Annotated in this window: 15 protein-coding genes and 5 tRNA genes; 17 read left to right on the top strand and 3 right to left on the bottom strand. The window is 44.7% G+C overall.

Annotated features, from left to right (window positions below):
- Positions 1–3 precede the first annotated feature (3 nt).
- Positions 4–2,427 carry a DUF3536 domain-containing protein gene (locus ACK4EX_RS06290; protein WP_409770865.1) on the top strand — a complete coding sequence of 808 codons (2,424 nt, stop codon included), beginning with the start codon at positions 4–6 and terminating at the stop codon, positions 2,425–2,427.
- 40 nt (positions 2,428–2,467) lie between these two features.
- Here the strand turns inward: ACK4EX_RS06290 and rfbB are convergent, their stop codons facing one another.
- Positions 2,468–3,520: a dTDP-glucose 4,6-dehydratase gene (gene rfbB, locus ACK4EX_RS06285; protein WP_409770863.1), complete on the bottom strand. Its 1,053-nt coding sequence runs from the start codon at positions 3,518–3,520 to the stop codon at positions 2,468–2,470.
- A 280-nt stretch (positions 3,521–3,800) separates the two neighbouring features.
- Here rfbB and ACK4EX_RS06280 point away from each other — a divergent pair.
- The 16 genes from ACK4EX_RS06280 (at position 3,801) to ACK4EX_RS06205 (ending at position 17,793) form a co-directional block, all read left to right on the top strand.
- Positions 3,801–3,873: transfer RNA gene (locus ACK4EX_RS06280), tRNA-Thr, on the top strand.
- 32 nt (positions 3,874–3,905) lie between these two features.
- Positions 3,906–3,989, top strand: a tRNA-Tyr gene (locus ACK4EX_RS06275).
- 4 nt (positions 3,990–3,993) lie between these two features.
- Positions 3,994–4,066, top strand: a tRNA-Gly gene (locus tag ACK4EX_RS06270).
- A 9-nt stretch (positions 4,067–4,075) separates the two neighbouring features.
- Positions 4,076–4,147 (top strand) — tRNA-Thr (locus tag ACK4EX_RS06265).
- A 38-nt stretch (positions 4,148–4,185) separates the two neighbouring features.
- Positions 4,186–5,373, top strand: a complete 1,188-nt coding sequence (gene tuf, locus ACK4EX_RS06260) for an elongation factor Tu (RefSeq protein ID WP_409770861.1) — start codon at positions 4,186–4,188, stop codon at positions 5,371–5,373.
- 64 nt (positions 5,374–5,437) lie between these two features.
- Positions 5,438–5,508 (top strand) — tRNA-Trp (locus ACK4EX_RS06255).
- Entirely contained in the window at positions 5,482–5,730 is a 249-nt protein-coding gene (gene secE / locus ACK4EX_RS06250) for a preprotein translocase subunit SecE (RefSeq protein ID WP_409770859.1), read from the top strand. The genes ACK4EX_RS06255 and secE overlap by 27 nt, the downstream gene beginning before the upstream one ends.
- Before the next feature lie 19 nt (positions 5,731–5,749).
- Positions 5,750–6,298: a transcription termination/antitermination protein NusG gene (gene nusG / locus ACK4EX_RS06245; RefSeq protein ID WP_409770857.1), complete on the top strand. Its 549-nt coding sequence runs from the start codon at positions 5,750–5,752 to the stop codon at positions 6,296–6,298.
- Between the two features lie 86 nt (positions 6,299–6,384).
- On the top strand, positions 6,385–6,828 hold the full coding sequence (gene rplK / locus ACK4EX_RS06240) for a 50S ribosomal protein L11 (protein WP_124397171.1): 444 nt from the start codon (positions 6,385–6,387) through the stop codon (positions 6,826–6,828).
- Between the two features lie 6 nt (positions 6,829–6,834).
- Positions 6,835–7,530: a 50S ribosomal protein L1 gene (gene rplA, locus ACK4EX_RS06235; protein WP_409770854.1), complete on the top strand. Its 696-nt coding sequence runs from the start codon at positions 6,835–6,837 to the stop codon at positions 7,528–7,530.
- 19 nt (positions 7,531–7,549) lie between these two features.
- Complete coding sequence (gene rplJ, locus ACK4EX_RS06230; RefSeq protein ID WP_409770851.1) at positions 7,550–8,074, top strand: 50S ribosomal protein L10; 525 nt, start codon at positions 7,550–7,552, stop codon at positions 8,072–8,074.
- Between the two features lie 68 nt (positions 8,075–8,142).
- Positions 8,143–8,526 (top strand): 50S ribosomal protein L7/L12, encoded by a 384-nt coding sequence (gene rplL, locus ACK4EX_RS06225; protein WP_124397168.1) that lies wholly within the window; start codon positions 8,143–8,145, stop codon positions 8,524–8,526.
- A 102-nt stretch (positions 8,527–8,628) separates the two neighbouring features.
- Positions 8,629–12,453 (top strand): DNA-directed RNA polymerase subunit beta, encoded by a 3,825-nt coding sequence (gene rpoB / locus ACK4EX_RS06220; RefSeq protein WP_409770849.1) that lies wholly within the window; start codon positions 8,629–8,631, stop codon positions 12,451–12,453.
- Between the two features lie 20 nt (positions 12,454–12,473).
- Positions 12,474–16,781, top strand: coding sequence for a DNA-directed RNA polymerase subunit beta' (rpoC, locus tag ACK4EX_RS06215; RefSeq protein ID WP_409770847.1), 4,308 nt, complete (start codon positions 12,474–12,476; stop codon positions 16,779–16,781).
- A 14-nt stretch (positions 16,782–16,795) separates the two neighbouring features.
- Positions 16,796–17,110 carry a DUF3467 domain-containing protein gene (locus ACK4EX_RS06210; protein WP_409770938.1) on the top strand — a complete coding sequence of 105 codons (315 nt, stop codon included), beginning with the start codon at positions 16,796–16,798 and terminating at the stop codon, positions 17,108–17,110.
- A gap of 80 nt (positions 17,111–17,190) precedes the next feature.
- The gene (locus ACK4EX_RS06205; protein WP_409770845.1) at positions 17,191–17,793 is read left to right on the top strand and encodes an alpha-ketoglutarate-dependent dioxygenase AlkB family protein; all 603 of its coding nucleotides are present in this window, start codon (positions 17,191–17,193) and stop codon (positions 17,791–17,793) included.
- Positions 17,794–17,815: 22 nt separating this feature from the next.
- Here ACK4EX_RS06205 and ACK4EX_RS06200 read toward each other — a convergent pair whose 3' ends face one another.
- Positions 17,816–18,508 (bottom strand): cell division ATP-binding protein FtsE, encoded by a 693-nt coding sequence (locus tag ACK4EX_RS06200; protein WP_409770843.1) that lies wholly within the window; start codon positions 18,506–18,508, stop codon positions 17,816–17,818.
- Between the two features lie 8 nt (positions 18,509–18,516).
- Positions 18,517–20,238, bottom strand: a complete 1,722-nt coding sequence (locus ACK4EX_RS06195) for a hypothetical protein (RefSeq protein ID WP_409770840.1) — start codon at positions 20,236–20,238, stop codon at positions 18,517–18,519.
- Between the last annotated feature and the right edge of the window lie 9 nt (positions 20,239–20,247).

Here is a 20,247-nt window from a genome sequence, read left to right as displayed (position 1 = left end):
CACATGGCCGAATGCAAAAAGTACATCTGCGTACATGGTCACTTTTACCAGCCACCCCGGGAGAATGCTTGGCTCGAAGAGATCGAGATTCAGGAATCTGCACATCCCTATCACGATTGGAACGAACGCATCACCCAAGAATGCTATCGACCAAACAGTGTGAGTCGCATCCTGAACGATGCAGGAAAAATCGCTGATATCGTAAACAACTACATAGATATTTCCTTCAACTTCGGTCCTACCTTGCTCAGCTGGCTCGAAATTCACCAGCCCGATGTATATCAGCGAATTATAGATGCCGATATGCAGTCGATCGTTCAGTTCGAGGGACACGGGTCGGCCATTGCACAGGTGTATAACCACATCATTATGCCACTGGCCAATCGCCGTGACAAAGAGACACAAATCATTTGGGGAATAGAGGACTTTGAAAAGCGCTTCGGTAGAAATCCGGAAGGTATGTGGCTTGCCGAAACCGCCGTTGATACCGAAACGCTTGAAATCCTGGCCGAAAACAAAATAAAATTCACCATCCTGTCGCCATATCAGGCCGCTCGTTTTCGGCGAATTGGAACAAACGACTGGATTCCTGGTATCGACAGCCGCAGAGCTTACGTTTGCAACTTGCCGTCGGGCAAGTCGATTGCTATCTTTTTTTATCATGCCGAATTATCGCAAGGCGTCGCCTTCAAAGGATATTTAAACGACGGAAAATTTTTCGCACACCAGTTGATGAGCGCCTTCGACTCCGACCCAAGTGAGGCGCAATTGGTACATATTGCAACTGACGGTGAAAGCTATGGTCATCACCACCGCAATGGCGACATGGCACTGGCCTACTGCATTCATTACCTAAAAAAACAACCTGATATAAAAATAGCCAACTATGGCTACTATCTGAGAAAATTCCCACCTCAATACGAGGTTCAGATTCATGAAAACTCCTCCTGGTCGTGTGCACATGGGGTAGAGCGGTGGAGATCAGACTGCGGTTGTAAGACAGGTGGTGAGCCCCATTGGAATCAGAAGTGGCGTAAGCCTTTGCGCGAAGCCCTTGATTATTTGAGAGATGAACTCGCAAATATTTTTGAATCAAAACTAAAAAAATACCATCCGAATCCATGGGATCTTCGAAACAAATACATCCACATCTTTCAGCAGAGGAGCCGCACAAAAACACTACGGTTCATTGAACATTATATTGGTAAAGACCTCAAAGAGGAAGAAATCATTACCATCATCCGCGCACTCGAAATGCAGCGCATGGCCCTATATATGTACACTTCCTGCGGTTGGTTTTTCAACGAAATTTCTGGAATTGAAACCATTCAAATATTACAATATGCTGAGCGCGCCATGCAGCTGGCCGAGGATGTAGCGCAAGTGGACCTTTATCCGCGTTTTCTGGAAATTTTGAGCCAGGCTCAGTCCAATATTCCTTCACTGGGTACTGGGGCCGACATATATCGCACTATGGTAGTGCCCAAGCGCCTGTCGCTTACTCAAGTTGGTATGCACTATGCAGTAAGTACCCTCTTCGAAGAAGATGCTCGCAACCTCACAGTGCTCAATTATGAATGCACCTCTGAAGAACTTACCCGTATAAAGGCAGGCGGCCAGTTGCTCGTAATTGGTCAAACGAAGGTGCGCTCAAAGGTGACCCAGAGTCAAAAGCGCTTCAGCTTTGTAATTCTGTATCTTGGCAATCATCACCTCATTGGCAATACCGCTGATAGCCTTAGCTATGATGAATACGCTTCGCTTGTCAAAAAATTCAGAGAATACTTTGATGCCGGAAATCTGACCCAGGTACTTGAGCTTATTAAAGACAACTTTGCTTCACGCACCTTCTCTTTCTTTGACCTTTTCAAAGACGAACAGAAAAAATTACTCGATCGCGTACTGGATATTCAGGTTAAAAATGCCCTTGATTTTTACGAGCGCATCAATGAGCGCACCTTCCTGCTGCTCAATTTGATGCACAAAGAAGGTCTGACAATCCCCGAAATTTTGATAACCAACTTAAAGACCTTAGTTATACAGAATCTTTATGACGAGCTTGCATCACCTACTTTGCCCGATATCGACAAGATCCACGAAATAGAGCAAATAATTCTGAAATGGAAATTCCGAATCCCAACAGAAAGGCTCAACTATGCTGCTACTTTGAAAATTAATACCCTTGTAGAAGAATATCGCAAAAATCAAAACATCCACCTCGTCGTCGAATTGTCTATTGATTTGATAAACAGCTTAAAATCTATAGGTATAACTCCACAACTCAACGAACTTCAGGATTTGATATTTACCATAATTAAAGAGGGTAAATTTCCCCAATCAGAAATGTTTGGAGTGTTGCTGCTGGCCAATAAACTTGGAATGGAAATACGAGGTAAATTAAATAAATCAGCCCCCAGGATGGTGTAAAGTGCCAAGACCGGAGGCTGAATTTTATTGTAAACTTATCTTATCTGTTTTTGTACATCTGCTCGTAATAGTGTTGGTAAGCACCGGAGGTTACATGAGTGAGCCATTCTGTATTATTAAGATACCAATCGATGGTTTCGGAAAGCCCTTGTTCAAATGTAACAGATGGTTTCCAGCCCAGCTCGCGATTTATTTTGGAGGCATCTATGGCATACCTTCGATCGTGACCCGGCCTATCTTTTACAAAGGTGATGAGTTTTTCAGAGCTACCTTCTTCTCTTCCGAGTTTTTTATCCATTAGCCGGCAGAGCAATCTAACCAGATCAATGTTTTTCCATTCGTTGAAGCCACCGATGTTGTAGGTTTCGTGACTTTTTCCCTTGTGGAAAACTAAATCAATAGCTATAGCGTGATCAACTACATACAGCCAGTCACGAGTATAAAGTCCATCGCCGTACACTGGCAGTGGTTTTTGGTGTATAATATTGTTGATAAAGAGCGGAATTAATTTCTCTGGAAATTGGTATGGGCCATAGTTGTTTGAACAGTTGGTAATTATATAGCTCATTCCGTACGTTTCACCATAGGCACGTACGAAATGGTCAGATGCTGCTTTTGATGCCGAGTATGGAGAGTTAGGTGCATAAGGGGTAGTTTCTGTAAATAGCCCGGTTTCGCCCAGCGTACCATACACCTCGTCGGTAGAAATATGGTAAAAAAGTGTCTTGTCGTAACTGCCTTTCCAAGTCTCTCTGCAGGCATTTAAAAGGTTAACAGTGCCGATAACATTGGTTTTAACAAAAGCGAGAGGATCGTTTATAGAGCGATCAACATGCGATTCAGCAGCTAAATGAATCACTCCGTCGGGTTTTATCTCACTAATGAGATGCATCATGCGCTCACCCTCAGTAATGTCCTCTTTTAAAAAGGTATAGTTAGGAGCGTTTTCTATGTCTCTCAGATTTTCAAGGTTTCCGGCATAAGTTAGGGCGTCGAGATTGTATATGTGATATTCAGGATATCTCGTTACAAAACGCCTCACCACGTGTGAGCCAATGAATCCGGCACCTCCGGTAATCAGAATTTTTTTCATGGTTGTTTGAAATTGTGCAACAAAGAAAACGAATAGATTTATATGCCTTCCTTTTTTTTGATGATAAGTGTTAAAAGTTGTCTAATTTCTGTGAAGCACTAATCGGTGTTGTGAACTGTGTTTGATGAATTACTCAAAAAGAACTTTTCAAAGAATTGATTTTCAATTTTTTAATTTAGTAATGTAAAGGTAAGACGGCCATTTCAAAATGCCAATAAGATTTTTGAAAAACATTTTGCAGAACAAAAAAGATCTCTACATTTGCAATCCCAAAATTTAAGCCGGCATAGCTCAGTTGGTAGAGCAGCTGATTTGTAATCAGCTGGTCGGGGGTTCGAGTCCCTCTGCCGGCTCTTAATTTTAAAACGTTCTTTTTCAAAAGATTGGGGAGATTCCAGAGTGGTCAAATGGGGCAGACTGTAAATCTGTTGCGAAAGCTTCGGAGGTTCGAATCCTTCTCTCCCCACCAGTGTGCGGAAGTAGCTCAGTTGGTAGAGCATCAGCCTTCCAAGCTGAGGGCCGCGGGTTCGAATCCCGTCTTCCGCTCTTTGGTAAGCCGTTGTAGCTCAGTGGTAGAGTGTTTCCTTGGTAAGGAAAAGGTCGAGGGTTCAATTCCCTCCATCGGCTCTGATTTTTTGTTTATCAACATTAATTGAGCTTCCGAAATGGCAAAAGAGCAATTTATTAGAACCAAACCCCACGTAAACGTGGGTACTATAGGTCACGTAGACCACGGTAAGACTACTTTGACTGCCGCTATTACAAAAGTTTTGGCTGAAAGAGGTCTTGCTCAGGCTCGCAGCTTCGACTCTATCGATAATGCACCTGAAGAAAAAGAAAGAGGTATCACCATTAACACTGCACACGTAGAGTACGAAACTGACAAGAGACACTACGCACACGTTGACTGTCCGGGTCACGCTGACTATGTGAAGAACATGGTTACCGGTGCCGCTCAGATGGATGGAGCTATCCTCGTTGTAGCTGCTACCGATGGTCCGATGCCCCAAACTCGTGAGCACATTCTTCTCGCTCGTCAGGTAGGCGTACCCAGAATTGTAGTGTTCCTCAACAAGGTGGACATGGTAGATGACGAAGAGCTGCTCGAGCTTGTAGAAATGGAGGTTCGTGAGCTTCTCTCATTCTACGAATACGATGGCGACAACACTCCTGTGATCAGAGGTTCTGCTCTCGGTGCTCTCAACGGTGAGCCCAAGTGGGTGGATACAGTTTTGAAGCTGATGGATGCTGTTGATACCTGGATCGAAGAGCCTGTAAGAGATAAGGATAAGCCTTTCCTGATGCCGATCGAAGACGTGTTCACCATTACAGGTCGTGGTACTGTGGCTACTGGTCGTATCGAGACAGGTATCATTAACACAGGTGATCCTGTAGAAATTATTGGATTTGGTGATGAAAAGCTCACTTCTACCGTTACAGGTGTGGAGATGTTCCGAAAGATCCTCGACAGAGGTGAAGCTGGTGACAACGTAGGTCTCTTGCTTCGCGGTATTGAAAAGTCTCAAATTCGTCGTGGTATGGTGATCTGCAAGCCAGGTTCTCAGACTCCACACAAGAAATTCAAGGCTGAGGTGTATATCCTGAAGAAGGAAGAAGGTGGTCGCCACACTCCATTCCACAACAAGTATCGTCCACAGTTCTACCTCCGTACTACTGACGTAACTGGTGAGATCATCCTTCCTGAAGGCGTTGACATGGTAATGCCAGGTGATAACCTCACCATCACCGTAAATCTGATCACGCCTGTAGCTATCAGCAAGGGTCTCCGTTTCGCTATCCGCGAAGGTGGTCGCACAGTAGGTGCTGGTCAGGTAACTGAAATTCTTGAATAATTAATAATTTTTCAATATTCTAAAGGTGTTTCGGGAATTAAACTCGAAACACCTTTTACCACATACGGGTGTAGTTCAAGGGTAGAATAGCGGTCTCCAAAACCGTTGATGGGAGTTCGAATCTCTCCACCCGTGCTCAAATTAGGTGCTAAACCAATGCAAATTGTTAACTCTATAAAAAATGCTTTCAGAGAGTCGTATATAGAACTGGTTCAAAAAACCACCTGGCCTACACTCACTGAAATGCAAAAAACAACGGCTCTAGTAGCATTGGCTTCGGTGATCATTTCACTGATCATATTCTTAATGGACAAGGTAATAACACTTGTTTTAGAGACGATATACTCTCTGTTTTAAACATGTTCTACTCAGAAAAATGACTGACAATAAAAAGTGGTATGTAATAAGGGCTATAAGCGGCCAAGAAAATAAAGTGAAGAGCTACATCGAAAATGAAGTTCTTCGCAATAACCTTTCTCACCAACTTGGCAAGGTCCTTATTCCCACTGAAAAAGTAATTCAGGTAAGAAACGGAAAAAAAATAACTAAAGAACGCAACTATTTTCCAGGTTACATCATCATCGAGGCCAACCTCGAAGGTGAAATGATTCATATAATTAAAAATATTCCGGGAGTGATTGGTTTCCTTGGCGAAACGAAAGGCGGAGACCCCGTACCCTTGCGCCCTGCCGAAGTCAATCGAATGCTCGGAAAAGTAGATGAATTGACCGAAAGTTTGGAAGTTACACAAGTGCCTTTTGTAGTAGGTGAAACTGTAAAGGTAATTGATGGTCCTTTTACCGGTTTCAACGGGGTGATTGAGAAAATCCACGAAGAAAAGAGAAAGCTTGAGGTAATGGTAAAAATTTTCGGTCGCAAAACACCTCTAGAGCTTAGCTACATGCAAGTAGAGAGGGAATCCTGATCAGATATTGATGTGAGCTCAATATACATTTAACTGCGTGCCAAATCCGCTTCCAGTTTGGCACCTGTTGGCAAAAACAAAACAAAATGGCTAAAGAAGTAACCGCAATAATCAAACTCCAGGCTAAGGGTGGACAAGCAAACCCTGCCCCCCCTATCGGACCTGCACTAGGTTCGAAGGGCGTGAACATTATGGAGTTCTGCAAGCAATTCAATGCGCGTACGCAAGATAAAATGGGTAAAATATTGCCCGTGCTTATTACAGTGTACGCAGATAAGTCATTTGACTTTATCGTAAAGACCCCTCCCGCTGCCATTCAACTGATGGAAGCGGCTAAGATTAAAAGTGGTAGTGCTGAGCCAAACCGCAAAAAAGTAGGTAAAGTAACTTGGGATCAAATTCGTGCTATTGCCGAGGATAAAATGCAGGATCTCAATGCTTTTACTATCGAATCTGCAATGAGCATGATCGCCGGAACTGCACGCAGTATGGGTTTGACCATCGTTGGAGAATCACCGTTAAAAAAGTAATGACGTATGGCGAAGTTAACGAAAAAGATGAAAGCAGCTCAGGCCAAAGTAGATAAAAACAAGGCCTACACACTCGATGAAGCTGCAAAACTGGTGAAAGAGACCTCCATCGCTAAATTCGATGCTTCAGTCGATATTGCTGTGCGTCTCGGCGTGGATCCACGCAAAGCCAACCAAATGGTACGCGGTGTAGTTACATTGCCACACGGTACTGGTAAGACAGTTCGCGTACTTGCCCTTGTGCCGCCTGATAAAGAGGCTGAAGCTAAAGAGGCCGGAGCTGACTATGTGGGTTTAGACGAGTACATAGAGAAAATTAAAAACGGTTGGACTGACGTTGATGTCATCATTACTCTGCCTTCAGTAATGGGCAAAATTGGTCCATTGGGAAGAATACTCGGTCCACGTGGATTGATGCCAAACCCAAAGACTGGTACCGTAACCATGGACATTGGAAAGGCAGTAAAAGATGTGAAAGCCGGTAAAATAGATTTTAAAGTAGATCGCTACGGTATCGTGCACGCTGCCATTGGCAAGGTATCTTTTGAGCCTTCCAAGATTAAAGAGAATGCTGAGGAATTGCTCAGAACCATTGTACGCCTAAAGCCCTCTACTGCCAAAGGCACATATATCAAGAGCATTTATATGAGCAGCACAATGGGCCCCGGAATTGCAGTAGATACCCGTCAGGCTACAAATTAATGATTAAAAGAATTGGCAAATGACTAAAGAGGAAAAAAATGCATTGATAGAGGAGATTACAGAAATTTTGAAAAATAACAATGTAATCTACCTCACAGATATCGAGGGTCTTAATGCAGCTCAAACCTCCCAGCTACGCAGAATGTGCTTTAACAAGAAAGTACAGCTGAGAGTGGTGAAGAACACGCTGCTTAAAAAGGCCATGGAAAGATCAGGCAAAAACTTTGGGGAACTCTTCCCAACCCTAAAGGGAATGACAAGCCTGATGATCGCAGAGAGTGGAAGCACACCTGCAAGGCTCATTCTCGAAGTTCGCAAAAAATCAGAAAAGCCCATACTGAAAGGCGCTTATGTAGAAGAAGCCATATTTGTCGGCGACAATCAGCTGAAGGTACTTGAGAACCTCAAGTCACGCGAAGAACTTATCGGCGACATCATTCTTCTGCTGCAAAGCCCGATTAAAAATGTGGTATCTGCTCTTAACAGCGGTGGCCAGACAATCGCAGGATTGCTCAAGACGCTGGAAGATAGAGCTAAAAGTTAATCCAAAGAGTACGCACTCAGCTTCCAAATACATCAATTAATTATTAACCAACTAAAAAACAAATTAAAATGTCAACAATTCAAGAACTCGGTGATAAACTCGTAAGTCTTACTGTAAAAGAAGTTCAAGAGCTTGCTAACTACCTGAAGGAAACTTATGGCATTGAGCCTGCCGCTGCTGCTGTAGTTGCTGCAGGTCCTGCTGCCGGTGGTGGAGATGGTGCTGCAGCTGCAGAAGAGAAAACATCTTTTGATGTGATTCTTAAGTCTGCTGGTCCACAGAAACTTGCTGTAGTGAAGCTTGTAAAAGAGCTCACTGGCCTCGGTCTGAAGGAAGCTAAAGATGTAGTGGACAATGCACCCAAGCCTTTGAAGGAAGGCGTAACTAAGGACGAAGCCGATGCTCTCAAAAAACAACTTGAAGAGGCAGGAGCTGAAGTTGAGATTAAGTAATTTATTTTCACTTTGTTTTTCGGTTTAGGTTTGAAGGTTTTCAAACCTAAACCTTTTTGCGTTTTATTTACTTATTTTTAAAAACTTTCTTTTCCATACAGTATGAGCAGCCAGATTCCTCACGAAGTGGTACATGGAAGGGTCTCGTTCAGTAGCATGAAGTCGCAACCTGAATATCCCGACTTACTCGAGATCCAGATAAAATCCTTTAAAGATTTCTTTCAACTCGAAACCAAACCGGAAAATCGCAAAAATGAAGGTCTTTACAAAACCTTCATGGAGAATTTTCCGATCACTGATGCTCGCAACCAGTTTGTACTCGAATTCCTCGATTATTTCGTAGATCCACCGCGCTACACCGAGGAAGAGTGCATCGAAAGAGGTCTTTCGTACAGTGTACCATTAAAGGCTCGCCTCAAACTTTACTGTACTGATCCAGAACACGAAGAATTTGAAACCATTGTTCAGGATGTGTACTTGGGTACCATACCCTACATGACTGATCGCGGTACCTTTATTGTAAATGGTGCTGAACGCGTAGTTGTTTCTCAGTTACACCGCTCACCGGGTGTGTTTTTTGGGCAGAGCTATCACGCCAACGGTACTAAATTGTATTCAGCTCGAATCATACCTTTTAAGGGTAGCTGGATAGAATTTGCTACCGACATCAACGATGTTATGTATGCCTACATCGACCGCAAGAAGAAATTACCTGTTACAACCCTTTTACGGGCCATAGGTTACGAGCGCGATAAGGACATTCTTGAGCTCTTTGACCTTGCTGAAGAAGTAAAAGTTTCGAAAGCTGCGCTCAAGCGCGTGGTAGGTCGTAGGCTTGCTGCTCGCGTTCTCAAAACCTGGATTGAAGACTTCGTAGATGAAGATACTGGCGAAGTTGTATCTCTTGAGCGAAACGAAGTGCTCATTGATCGCGATGAAATCATCGAAAAAGAACACATAGACCTTATTATAGAGGCCAATGTAGAAACGATTCTCCTGCACAGAGAGGATGTAGAGTCATCAGAATATTCTATTATCTACAATACGCTCCAAAAAGACTCTACCAACTCTGAGCTGGAGGCTATGGAGTATATCTATCGGCAGCTCAGAAATGCTGACCCCCCCGACGAAGAAACAGCAAGGGGAATCATCGAAAAACTCTTCTTCTCAGATACTCGCTACAGCCTGGGAGATGTCGGTCGCTATCGTCTCAATAAGAAACTTGGTCTCGACATTGATCCAAATGTTCAGGTGCTCACCAAAGAAGATATCATCGCCATCGTTAAATATCTAATTCAGCTCATCAACTCTAAAGCTGAAGTGGATGACATCGACCACCTCAGTAACCGCCGTGTTCGTACAGTAGGTGAGCAATTGGCTGCCCAATTCAGCGTGGGCCTGGCTCGTATGGCGCGTACAATACGCGAGCGCATGAATGTGCGTGACAACGAGGTATTTACGCCAATTGATCTTATAAATGCAAAAACACTTTCTTCCGTAATTAATTCTTTCTTTGGAACGAACCAGCTTAGCCAGTTTATGGACCAAACCAACCCATTGGCTGAGATTACGCATAAGCGTCGTCTCTCGGCTCTTGGTCCTGGTGGTCTTTCAAGAGATCGCGCTGGTTTCGAAGTACGTGACGTTCACTATACACACTACGGCCGTCTCTGTCCTATAGAAACACCTGAAGGTCCGAACATCGGTTTGATTTCTTCGCTTTGCGTATTTGCCAAAGTAAACAGCCTCGGCTTTATCGAAACACCTTATCGCAAGGTTGAAAATGGCGTTGTAAAACTCGACGAAAAGCCTGTGTACCTCTCAGCTGAGGAAGAAGAAGGAATGGTAATCGCACAAGCGAACGCGCCAATTTCAGACTCTGGGGAGTTTATCAATCAAAAGATCAAGGCCCGTTTGGAAGGCGATTTCCCAATCGTGGAGCCCTCTGAAGTTCACTTCATGGATATGGCTCCTAACCAGATCGCATCCATTTCAGCTTCTCTAATTCCTTTCCTCGAACACGACGACGCTAACCGCGCCTTGATGGGCTCAAACATGATGCGCCAGGCCGTTCCACTCATACGTCCTGAAGCACCTATCGTGGGAACAGGAATGGAACGCATTGTGGCCAAGGATTCCCGCGTGCTCATTAATGCTGAAGGTGATGGCATAGTAGAATACGTAGATGCCAATGAAATCCACATCCGATATAATAGAACGGAAAACGAAAGGCTTGTAAGCTTCGACGATGACTTAAAAGTTTATAAGCTTATCAAATACAGAAAAACAAACCAAAACACCACAATTAACCTTAAGCCCATAGTGCGCGTAGGCGATCGCGTAACGAAGGGTCAGGTCTTGTGCGAAGGATATTCTACTCGCGATGGTGAGCTGGCTCTTGGCCGAAACCTCAAGGTGGCCTTCATGCCCTGGAAGGGTTACAACTTTGAGGACGCTATAGTGATTTCAGAGCGCGTCGTTCGCGAAGATATATTCACTTCCATCCACATCGAAGAGTATTCCGTAGATGTGCGGGATACCAAGCTGGGTATGGAGGAGCTTACTTGCGATATACCCAACGTAAGTGAAGAAGCTACCCGCGAGCTCGACGAAAACGGTATTATTCGAATCGGCGCAGAGATTAAGCCTGGTGATATTTTAATCGGAAAAATCACTCCGAAGGGCGAATCGGATCCTACACCAGAGGAGAAGCTCTTGAGAGCCATATTCGGTGATAAGGCCGGCGATGTAAAAGATGCTTCGCTGAAAGCTCCCCCCTCTGCATACGGTGTGGTCATCGACAAGAAACTATTCACCAAGGCACTTAAAGACAAGCGTTCTAAGCAAAAAGAAAAGCAAGAGCTTCAAGAGGTAGAGGACGAATACAATCAGAATATGGCTGCTTTGAGAGAGAGATTCCTAGAAAAGCTGAATATTCTGGTGGCCGGTAAAACCTCTCAAGGCGTTTACAACGACCTGAACGAGGTTGTCATTCCAAAAGGAACGAAGTTTACCCAAAAGATCCTCAACTCTATTGAAGACTATACCCGTATACAAGGTGGCCAGTGGACAACTGACGATGAAAAGAACAACCTCATTACCACCTTACTGCACAACTATAAAATAAAAGCCAGCGATCTGTTGGGTGTGCTGAAGCGCAAGAAGTTCAATATCATGGTGGGTGATGAGCTTCCACCAGGTATTGTGAAGCTGGCTAAAATTTATGTAGCTCAAAAGCGTAAGCTTAAAGTGGGTGACAAAATGGCTGGTCGTCACGGTAACAAGGGTATAGTAGCTAAAATTGTGCGCGACGAAGACATGCCTTTCCTCGAAGACGGAACTCCGGTTGACATTGTACTCAACCCACTCGGTGTACCTTCCCGAATGAACATCGGTCAGATCTACGAAACTGTTTTGGGATGGGCAGGTCAAAAGTTAGGACTCAAGTTTGCAACTCCTATTTTCGACGGTGCAAGCATAGATGAGATCAACTACTACACTGATTTAGCCGGATTACCGAGATTTGGTCATACTTATCTCTATGACGGTGGAACTGGAGAGCGTTTCGACCAGAAGGCTACCGTTGGGGTTATTTACATGCTTAAGCTTGGCCATATGGTCGATGACAAAATGCACGCTCGTTCAATTGGACCGTACTCACTTATCACCCAACAGCCACTTGGCGGTAAGTCGCAGTTCGGTGGTCAGCGTTTCGGTGAGATGGAGGTGTGGGCACTTGAAGCTTATGGTGCTTCCAACATCTTGCGCGAAATTTTAACTGTAAAGAGCGATGACGTAATTGGCCGTGCCAAAACATATGAAGCCATAGTAAAAGGAGAAAATCTTCCTGAGCCGGGAATTCCCGAATCATTCAACGTTTTGTTGCATGAACTGCTCGGTCTTGGACTGAAAGTGACAATGGAATAAGGATTTTAAAAAATTTCAATATGTCGTTTAAAAAGACAGATAAAAACACCCAAAGCAGCCGCTTTAGCACCATTACTATAAGCCTTGCATCGCCCGAGTATATTCTCGAGCGCTCCTATGGCGAGGTATTAAAGCCCGAAACCATCAATTACCGCACCCATAAGCCAGAGCGTGACGGATTGTTCTGCGAGCGCATTTTTGGTCCTGTTAAAGACTATGAGTGCGGATGCGGCAAATACAAAAGAATCCGCTACAAGGGGATCGTTTGCGACCGCTGTGGTGTAGAGGTTACAGAGAAAAAAGTTCGTCGTGAGCGCATTGGACACATTACTCTTACTGTTCCTGTAGCACACATTTGGTATTTCCGTTCCATCCCAAATAAAATAGGCTATTTGCTCGGTCTCCCTTCCAAAAAACTGGACATGATCATTTACTACGAGCGTTACGTAGTAATTCAGCCGGGCATAGCTAAATATCCTGATGGTTCGGAATTGAATAAAATGGACTTCCTCACTGAAGAGGAATACCTCGAAATCATTGAAAAACTACCACCTGAGAATCAATATCTCGACGATAACGACCCCAATAAATTCATTGCTAAAATGGGGGCTGAGGCACTGCTGATGCTGCTTCAGCGTCTTAATCTCGATGAACTTTCTTACGAATTAAGACATCAGGCAAACAGAGAAACTTCGCAGCAAAAGAAACAAGAAGCCCTCAAAAGACTTCAGGTAGTTGAGGCAGTACGCGAAGCAAATACCCGCATCGCAAATAAGCCGGAGTGGATGATCATGAAGGTGATCCCTGTAATACCACCCGAATTGCGTCCTCTTGTGCCGCTCGACGGTGGTCGCTTTGCTACCTCCGACCTCAATGACCTTTACCGCCGTGTAATCATCAGAAACAACCGATTGAAGCGCCTCATGGAGATCAAAGCTCCAGAGGTCATCTTGCGCAACGAAAAGCGCATGCTTCAAGAAGCAGTTGACTCACTCTTTGACAATACCCGCAAATCAACTGCTGTAAAGACCGAGTCAAACCGCGCACTTAAATCTCTTTCTGATAGCTTAAAGGGTAAGCAAGGCCGCTTCCGTCAGAACCTGCTGGGTAAGCGCGTTGACTACTCTGGTCGTTCGGTGATTGTGATTGGTCCGGAACTGGCGCTGCACGAGTGCGGTTTGCCAAAAGATATGGCTGCCGAGCTGTACAAGCCTTTCATCATCCGCAAATTGATCGAAAGAGGTATTGTAAAGACCGTTAAATCCGCCAAAAGAATTATCGATCGCAGAGAACCTGTGGTGTGGGATATTCTGGAAAACGTGATGAAGGGCCACCCTGTTCTTCTGAACCGTGCACCAACCCTGCACCGCCTCGGTATTCAGGCATTCCAGCCCAAATTGATTGAAGGTAAAGCTATTCAACTTCACCCGTTAACCTGTACCGCATTTAATGCAGACTTCGACGGCGACCAAATGGCAGTTCACCTGCCACTGGGTCATGCTGCCATCCTCGAGGCTCAAATGCTGATGTTGGCTTCGCATAACATTCTTAACCCAGCCAACGGTTCGCCGATTACCGTTCCCTCTCAAGACATGGTACTCGGGTTGTATTATATCACTAAACCGCGTCCAAGCACACCTGATAACCCAGTAAAAGGAGAAGGTAAAATCTTCTACAGCGCTGAAGAAGTTCAAATAGCTTTGAACGAAAACCGCCTTGATATTAATGCTAAGATCAAAGTAAAGGCGAAAGTGCGCGAAAATGACCAGTTGGTTGAAAAAATCATTGAAACCACAGCAGGCCGAGTAATATTTAACACCATAGTGCCTGAGGAAGTCGGATTTATCAACGAGCTTCTGACGAAAAAGTCACTTAGAGACATCATTGCCAAAATCCTCCGTCTCACAAATATTCCGAAGACAGCTGCCTTCCTCGACAACATGAAGAACCTAGGATATCGCTATGCATTCAAGGGAGGTCTGTCATTTAGCCTTGGCGACATCATCATTCCACCTGAAAAAGAACAACTCATCGCAGAAGCAAATGAGGCGGTGGAAAACGTAATCGCCAGCTATAACATGGGTCTGATTACCAACAATGAACGTTATAACCAGATCATCGACATCTGGACGAATACCAATGCCCGCCTCACAGAGCGCGCCATGCATTACCTCTCAAACGACCGCCAGGGCTTCAACCCAATCTATATGATGCTCGACTCTGGTGCTCGTGGTTCTAAAGAGCAAATTCGCCAACTCTCAGGTATGCGCGGCCTTATGGCTAAACCCCAAAAATCAGGTTCAACTGGAGGCGAAATCATTGAAAACCCCATCATCGCAAACTTTAAAGAGGGTCTTTCCATCCTCGAGTACTTTATCTCGACTCACGGTGCACGTAAAGGTCTGGCAGATACGGCTCTCAAAACAGCTGATGCTGGTTACCTCACTCGTCGTCTGGTCGATGTGGCTCAAGACGTCATTATCTCTGAAGAAGATTGCGGTACGCTGCGTGGCTTAGAGGTTACAGCTCTGAAAAAGAACGAGGAAGTAGTTGAGCCTCTCTACGACAGAATCCTGGGTCGTGTATCTCTGCACGATGTGTACGATCCACTTACAGATGAGCTCTATGTAAAGAGTGGCCAGGAGATCACTGAAGAAATAGCGCGCAAAATCGAAAACTCACCCATCCAGATGGTCGAGGTGCGTAGCCCGCTCACCTGCGAATCTCAGAAGGGTATTTGCGCTAAGTGCTATGGCCGTAACCTTGCTACCTCTAAGATGATTCAAATCGGTGAGGCAGTGGGTGTAATTGCAGCTCAATCTATCGGTGAGCCAGGTACTCAGCTTACTCTGCGTACCTTCCACGTAGGTGGTACAGCCGGTAACGTAGCCGAAGAATCTAAAATCGTCGCCAAGTTCGACGGAAAGATCGAAATAGATGAATTGCGCACCGTAGAAAGCGAAAATGACCTTGGCGAGACCATTGAAGTAGTTATCGGTCGTACTGCTGAAATGCGCATCGTAGATGAAAAGACTGGTGTAGTCGTACAGACCAACAACATCCCATATGGTTCAACCATTTATGTAAAAGCCGGTCAGTCGCTGCAAAAAGGTACTAAAATCTGCGAATGGGATCCTTACAACGCGGTAATTGTAGCTGAAAACAACGGTATCGTCAAGTACGATGGTATCGAAATGGGTGTGACTTGTCGCGAAGAGGTGGATGAACAAACCGGTTTTAAAGAAAAAGTAATCTCTGAATCTAAAAATAAGAGACTCATCCCCACCCTCCATATCCAGTCAGAAATCGGTGAAATCCTTAAATCATACAACCTACCGGTGGGTGCTCACCTTATTGTAGAAGACGGAAGCACCATTAAAGCAGGTAAGGTAATCGCCAAAATCCCGCGTAAATCAGCCAAGGCTGGTGATATCACCGGAGGTCTTCCACGTGTTACCGAACTTTTCGAAGCTCGTAATCCATCTAACCCTGCCATTGTTTCTGAAATCGATGGTATAGTGACTTTCGGTCCTAAGATCAAGCGCGGTAACCGCGAAGTGATCGTAGAAAGTAAGACCGGAGAGCGCAAAGTGTACATGATCAATCTTTCAAAACAGATCCTCGTCCAAGAGAACGACTTTGTAAAAGCTGGTACACCCCTTTCAGACGGCGCTATTTCGCCTGCTGATATTCTGGCCATCCAAGGCCCAAGTAAGGTACAAGAGTATCTGGTGAACGAAATCCAGGAAGTGTATCGCCTCCAGGGTGTAAAAATCAATGACAAACACTTTGAGGTAATCGTGCGCCAGATGATGCGCAAAGTAGAAATCGTAGAGGCGGGTGATACCAGCTTCCTCGAAGGTCAGTTGGTGCACATTAATGATTTCAATGCCGAAAACGATTACATCTTCGATAAGAAAGTAGTGGAAGAAGCAGGAGACTCTACCGAGCTGAAGCCCGGCATGATCGTATCAGCTCGCAAGTTGCGCGACGAAAACAGCCGCCTGAAGCGTCAAGACAAAAAGCTCGTCGTAGCTCGCGATGCAAGACCTGCTACAGCTAATCCTGTGCTTCAAGGTATTACCCGTGCAGCTTTGCAGACGAAGTCATTTATCTCAGCAGCCTCTTTCCAAGAGACAACCAAGGTACTCAACGAAGCCGCTGTAAGCGGAAAAGTAGATTACCTCGAAGGTCTGAAAGAAAACGTCATCGTGGGTCACAACATACCGGCAGGTACAGGCCTTAAGTCGTTCGAAAGAATCCTTGTAGGCTCACTGACTGATTACGAGGCGATGAAAGCAAGAAAAGAAAAAGAAACCGCTAACTAACACGTATAATGGCTATGGATCCAAATGACTTTCCTGAGCAACAAATCAATGTAGAAATCACAGATGATGTGGCTGGAGGTGTGTACACCAACCTAGCAATCATCAACCATAGCCCAAGTGAGTTTGTGGTGGATTTTCTACAAATTATGCCTGGCATGCCTAAGGCCAAAGTAAAATCTCGAATTATTCTTACACCGCAGCATGCCAAAAGACTGCTCATCGCACTCGGCGATAACATTGCTAAATACGAGGCAGCCTTCGGACGCATTAACGAAGTTGAACCCGGAGGTCCTATACCAATGCCTTTCGGGCCAAAAGGACAAGCCTAAAAACAAAAAAAGCCGCTGAAAACCAGCGGCTTTTTCTTTTAACTTTGATGCGTTTAAAATTTTACAGCGTTTTTTTATCGATGATGTTTGATTTTTTTGAGAACCAGCCTCTGGAACTTGAGAAAAACGCTTTAATCCTATATCCTGATTTTTTCGATAAAACATGTTCTGATAGGTTTTTCACAGATCTGCTCATTTCCGTTGATTGGCAGCAACATTATTTGACTCTTTACGGTAAAAAGATCCCATTTCCAAGGCTAATGAGCTGGATGGGCCAGCAGGGAGCTTCCTATAGTTTCTCAGGCAATACGTTTCAGCCACTTGTCTGGAATCCTACTGTTTTGAGTATTAAAAAGGAACTTGAAAAATATTTAAATACAGAATTTAATTCGGTTTTGCTCAATTTGTATAGAACTGGTAGCGATTCCATGAGCTGGCATGCCGATGATGAGCCTGAGCTGGGCCCAGAGCCTACGATAGCCAGTTTAAGTTTAGGAGCGGAACGTTATTTCGCTTGGAAGCCAAAATCTGAAGGTCCTTCAAAAAAGGTCTTATTGCCACATGGATCCCTTTTGGTGATGAAGGCGCATTTTCAATCACAGTTTTTACACGCTATACCAAAAATGAAAAGAGGAGAAAAGTATCGCATTAACTTGACCTTTCGCGCTGTAAAAACTCAATAAAACTTAAGTACCAAGCTACTTTTTATAAGGTAGGTTTTAAAACCGATATCACTTTACCGGCATGGCAACGCAGGGTAGGGGCGGGAAACTTCATGATGATGTTGTAGTCGTGTGTGGCCATAAGTACACTTCGGTCCGATTTGACTAATTCGCGAATAAGTAAAATAATTTCTTCGCTTGTGTCGGGATCGAGGTTTCCGGTAGGTTCATCTGCGATGATGAGTTTTGGTTCGTTGAGCAGAGCGCGAGCTACGGATACACGTTGCTGTTCACCACCAGAGAGTTGATGAGGCATTTTTTTGGCCTTGTCGAGCATTGCTACTGAGCTGAGAACGCGCTCGATGCGCTCATTGATGTGCTTCTTCTCTTTCCAGCCAGTAGCGCGAAGCACAAAGAGGAGATTGTCGTACACTGTCCGGTCAGGCAAGAGCTGGAAATCTTGAAAGATGATGCCTAACTGCCTGCGCAAATAGGGAATTTGCTTTCGTTTTAACTGGTGAAGAGCATAGCCGGCCACATAAGCTTCGCCTGCTATCAAGGTCAGGTCGGCATACAGGGTCTTTAAAAGCGTTGACTTACCACTACCTGTTTCGCCAATGAGATAAACAAATTCGCCGGGATGGAGGGAAAGATTTATTCCGGCAAGTACCGGCTCATTACCGTGTCCTACAGCTGCGTCAATAAGGGAAACGATCGGTTGCAAATTCGTGGTCATTGATGAAATTAAAGTTTGTACACTGCGCCTGCTATGGCAAGAAACTGCTGAGCCGGATAGCCGAGGTAGTGTTCATATGCATTAAAAAACATATTGTTTATAGTTAGGAAAAAACTCATCTGCTTGCTGTAGTGATAATTCAGGTGTAGATTAGCATCGGTGTAGGGTTTTAAACGGGCACTAATATTGGGATTTAATGACTGGTCAAAGGCTATCCGTTCTCCAATAAAGAAGACATCGAGGCCAAGGTCGAAAGAGTTTCCATTAGAATATTTGAGCTTTATTTCATTTCGCCAGTTCGGCAAGTGCCAGGCCTGGCCTCCTTTCATTTCGTAGTGGTTATAGTTTACAATACCTTCAGCATCTATGTTTTTGGTAAGTTTAATGGATAGTTTGGCTTGAAGTGGTACCTGATTGCCATCGAGGTAGAGCACTTCTACACCTTGAATGTTTTGGGGTGTAGTGTAATACAAAGGACTGCGATAAAAGATCGGCAAGTTGCGCCAGTCAATGTACCCTGCACTGAGGTGATAACTTGCTCCAGGAAAGATAAGACCTGACATTCCGACTTGAGCATGCACTTTTTGAGTGTAATCGAGCTCTAAACCCGGACTTGTGAATAGCCACTGACGGCTAAGCGTTCTCAAAGTATTCAGCTGATAATCATAAGAGAGCATCCCGTCGAATTCGAGAATATCAGTAATCACGGGTAGTTTGAACCGGCCTTCAGGAAAGATAAAAAAGTACATTTCATCGGGATCCTTAGGATCGATAGAAATCAGATTTTTTCGAACATAGCTGCTCAGTACCATATTGAGTCCCAGGTCAAACTGCCATTCGCCTTTCGAAAAATTCATGGCAGGGCGTACCCGAAGCACATTGGCACTGAAGGCCATAGCTAAATCATTTTTAGTATTGTAGTGCTGCATGTGTTCGTAGGCAAGGCGAAGGTTGAGATTGCGATTGTCAGTGCGCTTAAGTTTAAAGTCGATCGGAAGAGCTGCATGCAGTTCGGCAATGTCATATCGATCGCGCAGAAAGTCAAAGCGAAATCCCAAATTAGTCATGGCAAACTCGCTGACTGGCACCAAACGAGTAGCATCTATCCGTGTAGTTGAGATCAGATAGCTTTGTACTGCCGGATCACCTGCACTAAACGTATCAACAGGCGGTAAAGCAAGTTTTGGCAGCCCATAGTATTTTACCCGGTCGTACTCAAGGTCTGTGGAAGCTCCGAGGCTGTAATTGGTAAAAAAATGTCTGTAGTACACCGAACCGGAAGTAGTAGACAGGCCATTGTTGTCAAATACGATATTGCGAATACCGGTACGGGTAGAGTAGTGGTTGAACCCGGCGCCGAAGGCATTGTTTCGGGAGCGATCGCTATCATAACGGACTTCGGCCAGCGGTGTGGAGTATAGCCCTGCTCCTATACGCACGAAAGTACGCGGAACCGGCTCTATGGCCGACTTGCTGATACGCGCCGGCTTTAAGGGCTCTGGGGTATAATCGGTAGGTAAAACGATGGGTTTAATCTCAAATTTTACCGGGACCCGGCTGCGTGCTGTATCCTCAGTGCGAGGCAGGTCATTGAGCTTTTGGGCATCTTCGATGGTGGCTTTATAAGACCCGATTACTTCGAGTTTTATCTGCCCGAGATTTTCGTTTTGACCGAAAGCGATTACATGTCCGATAGTTAGTGCAATTATAGTTAAAGCTTTAATTTTCATGTACCGGCA

This window comes from Thermaurantimonas sp. (genome assembly GCF_046299575.1).
GTDB lineage: Bacteria > Bacteroidota > Bacteroidia > Flavobacteriales > Schleiferiaceae > Thermaurantimonas.
The sequence above is the reverse complement of the archived record's forward strand: the minus strand, read 5'-3'. Positions and strand labels throughout refer to the sequence as shown.

Bases quoted from the DNA above. Each gene is read 5' to 3' on its own strand.
- ACK4EX_RS06290 (WP_409770865.1), top strand. From the start codon at position 4: ATGGCCGAATGCAAAAAGTACATCTGCGTACATGGTCACTTTTACCAG.
- rfbB (WP_409770863.1), bottom strand. From the start codon at position 3,520: ATGAAAAAAATTCTGATTACCGGAGGTGCCGGATTCATTGGCTCACAC.
- tuf (WP_409770861.1), top strand. From the start codon at position 4,186: ATGGCAAAAGAGCAATTTATTAGAACCAAACCCCACGTAAACGTGGGT.
- secE (WP_409770859.1), top strand. From the start codon at position 5,482: ATGGGAGTTCGAATCTCTCCACCCGTGCTCAAATTAGGTGCTAAACCA.
- nusG (WP_409770857.1), top strand. From the start codon at position 5,750: ATGACTGACAATAAAAAGTGGTATGTAATAAGGGCTATAAGCGGCCAA.
- rplK (WP_124397171.1), top strand. From the start codon at position 6,385: ATGGCTAAAGAAGTAACCGCAATAATCAAACTCCAGGCTAAGGGTGGA.
- rplA (WP_409770854.1), top strand. From the start codon at position 6,835: ATGGCGAAGTTAACGAAAAAGATGAAAGCAGCTCAGGCCAAAGTAGAT.
- rplJ (WP_409770851.1), top strand. From the start codon at position 7,550: ATGACTAAAGAGGAAAAAAATGCATTGATAGAGGAGATTACAGAAATT.
- rplL (WP_124397168.1), top strand. From the start codon at position 8,143: ATGTCAACAATTCAAGAACTCGGTGATAAACTCGTAAGTCTTACTGTA.
- rpoB (WP_409770849.1), top strand. From the start codon at position 8,629: ATGAGCAGCCAGATTCCTCACGAAGTGGTACATGGAAGGGTCTCGTTC.
- rpoC (WP_409770847.1), top strand. From the start codon at position 12,474: ATGTCGTTTAAAAAGACAGATAAAAACACCCAAAGCAGCCGCTTTAGC.
- ACK4EX_RS06210 (WP_409770938.1), top strand. From the start codon at position 16,796: ATGGATCCAAATGACTTTCCTGAGCAACAAATCAATGTAGAAATCACA.
- ACK4EX_RS06205 (WP_409770845.1), top strand. From the start codon at position 17,191: ATGATGTTTGATTTTTTTGAGAACCAGCCTCTGGAACTTGAGAAAAAC.
- ACK4EX_RS06200 (WP_409770843.1), bottom strand. From the start codon at position 18,508: ATGACCACGAATTTGCAACCGATCGTTTCCCTTATTGACGCAGCTGTA.
- ACK4EX_RS06195 (WP_409770840.1), bottom strand. From the start codon at position 20,238: ATGAAAATTAAAGCTTTAACTATAATTGCACTAACTATCGGACATGTA.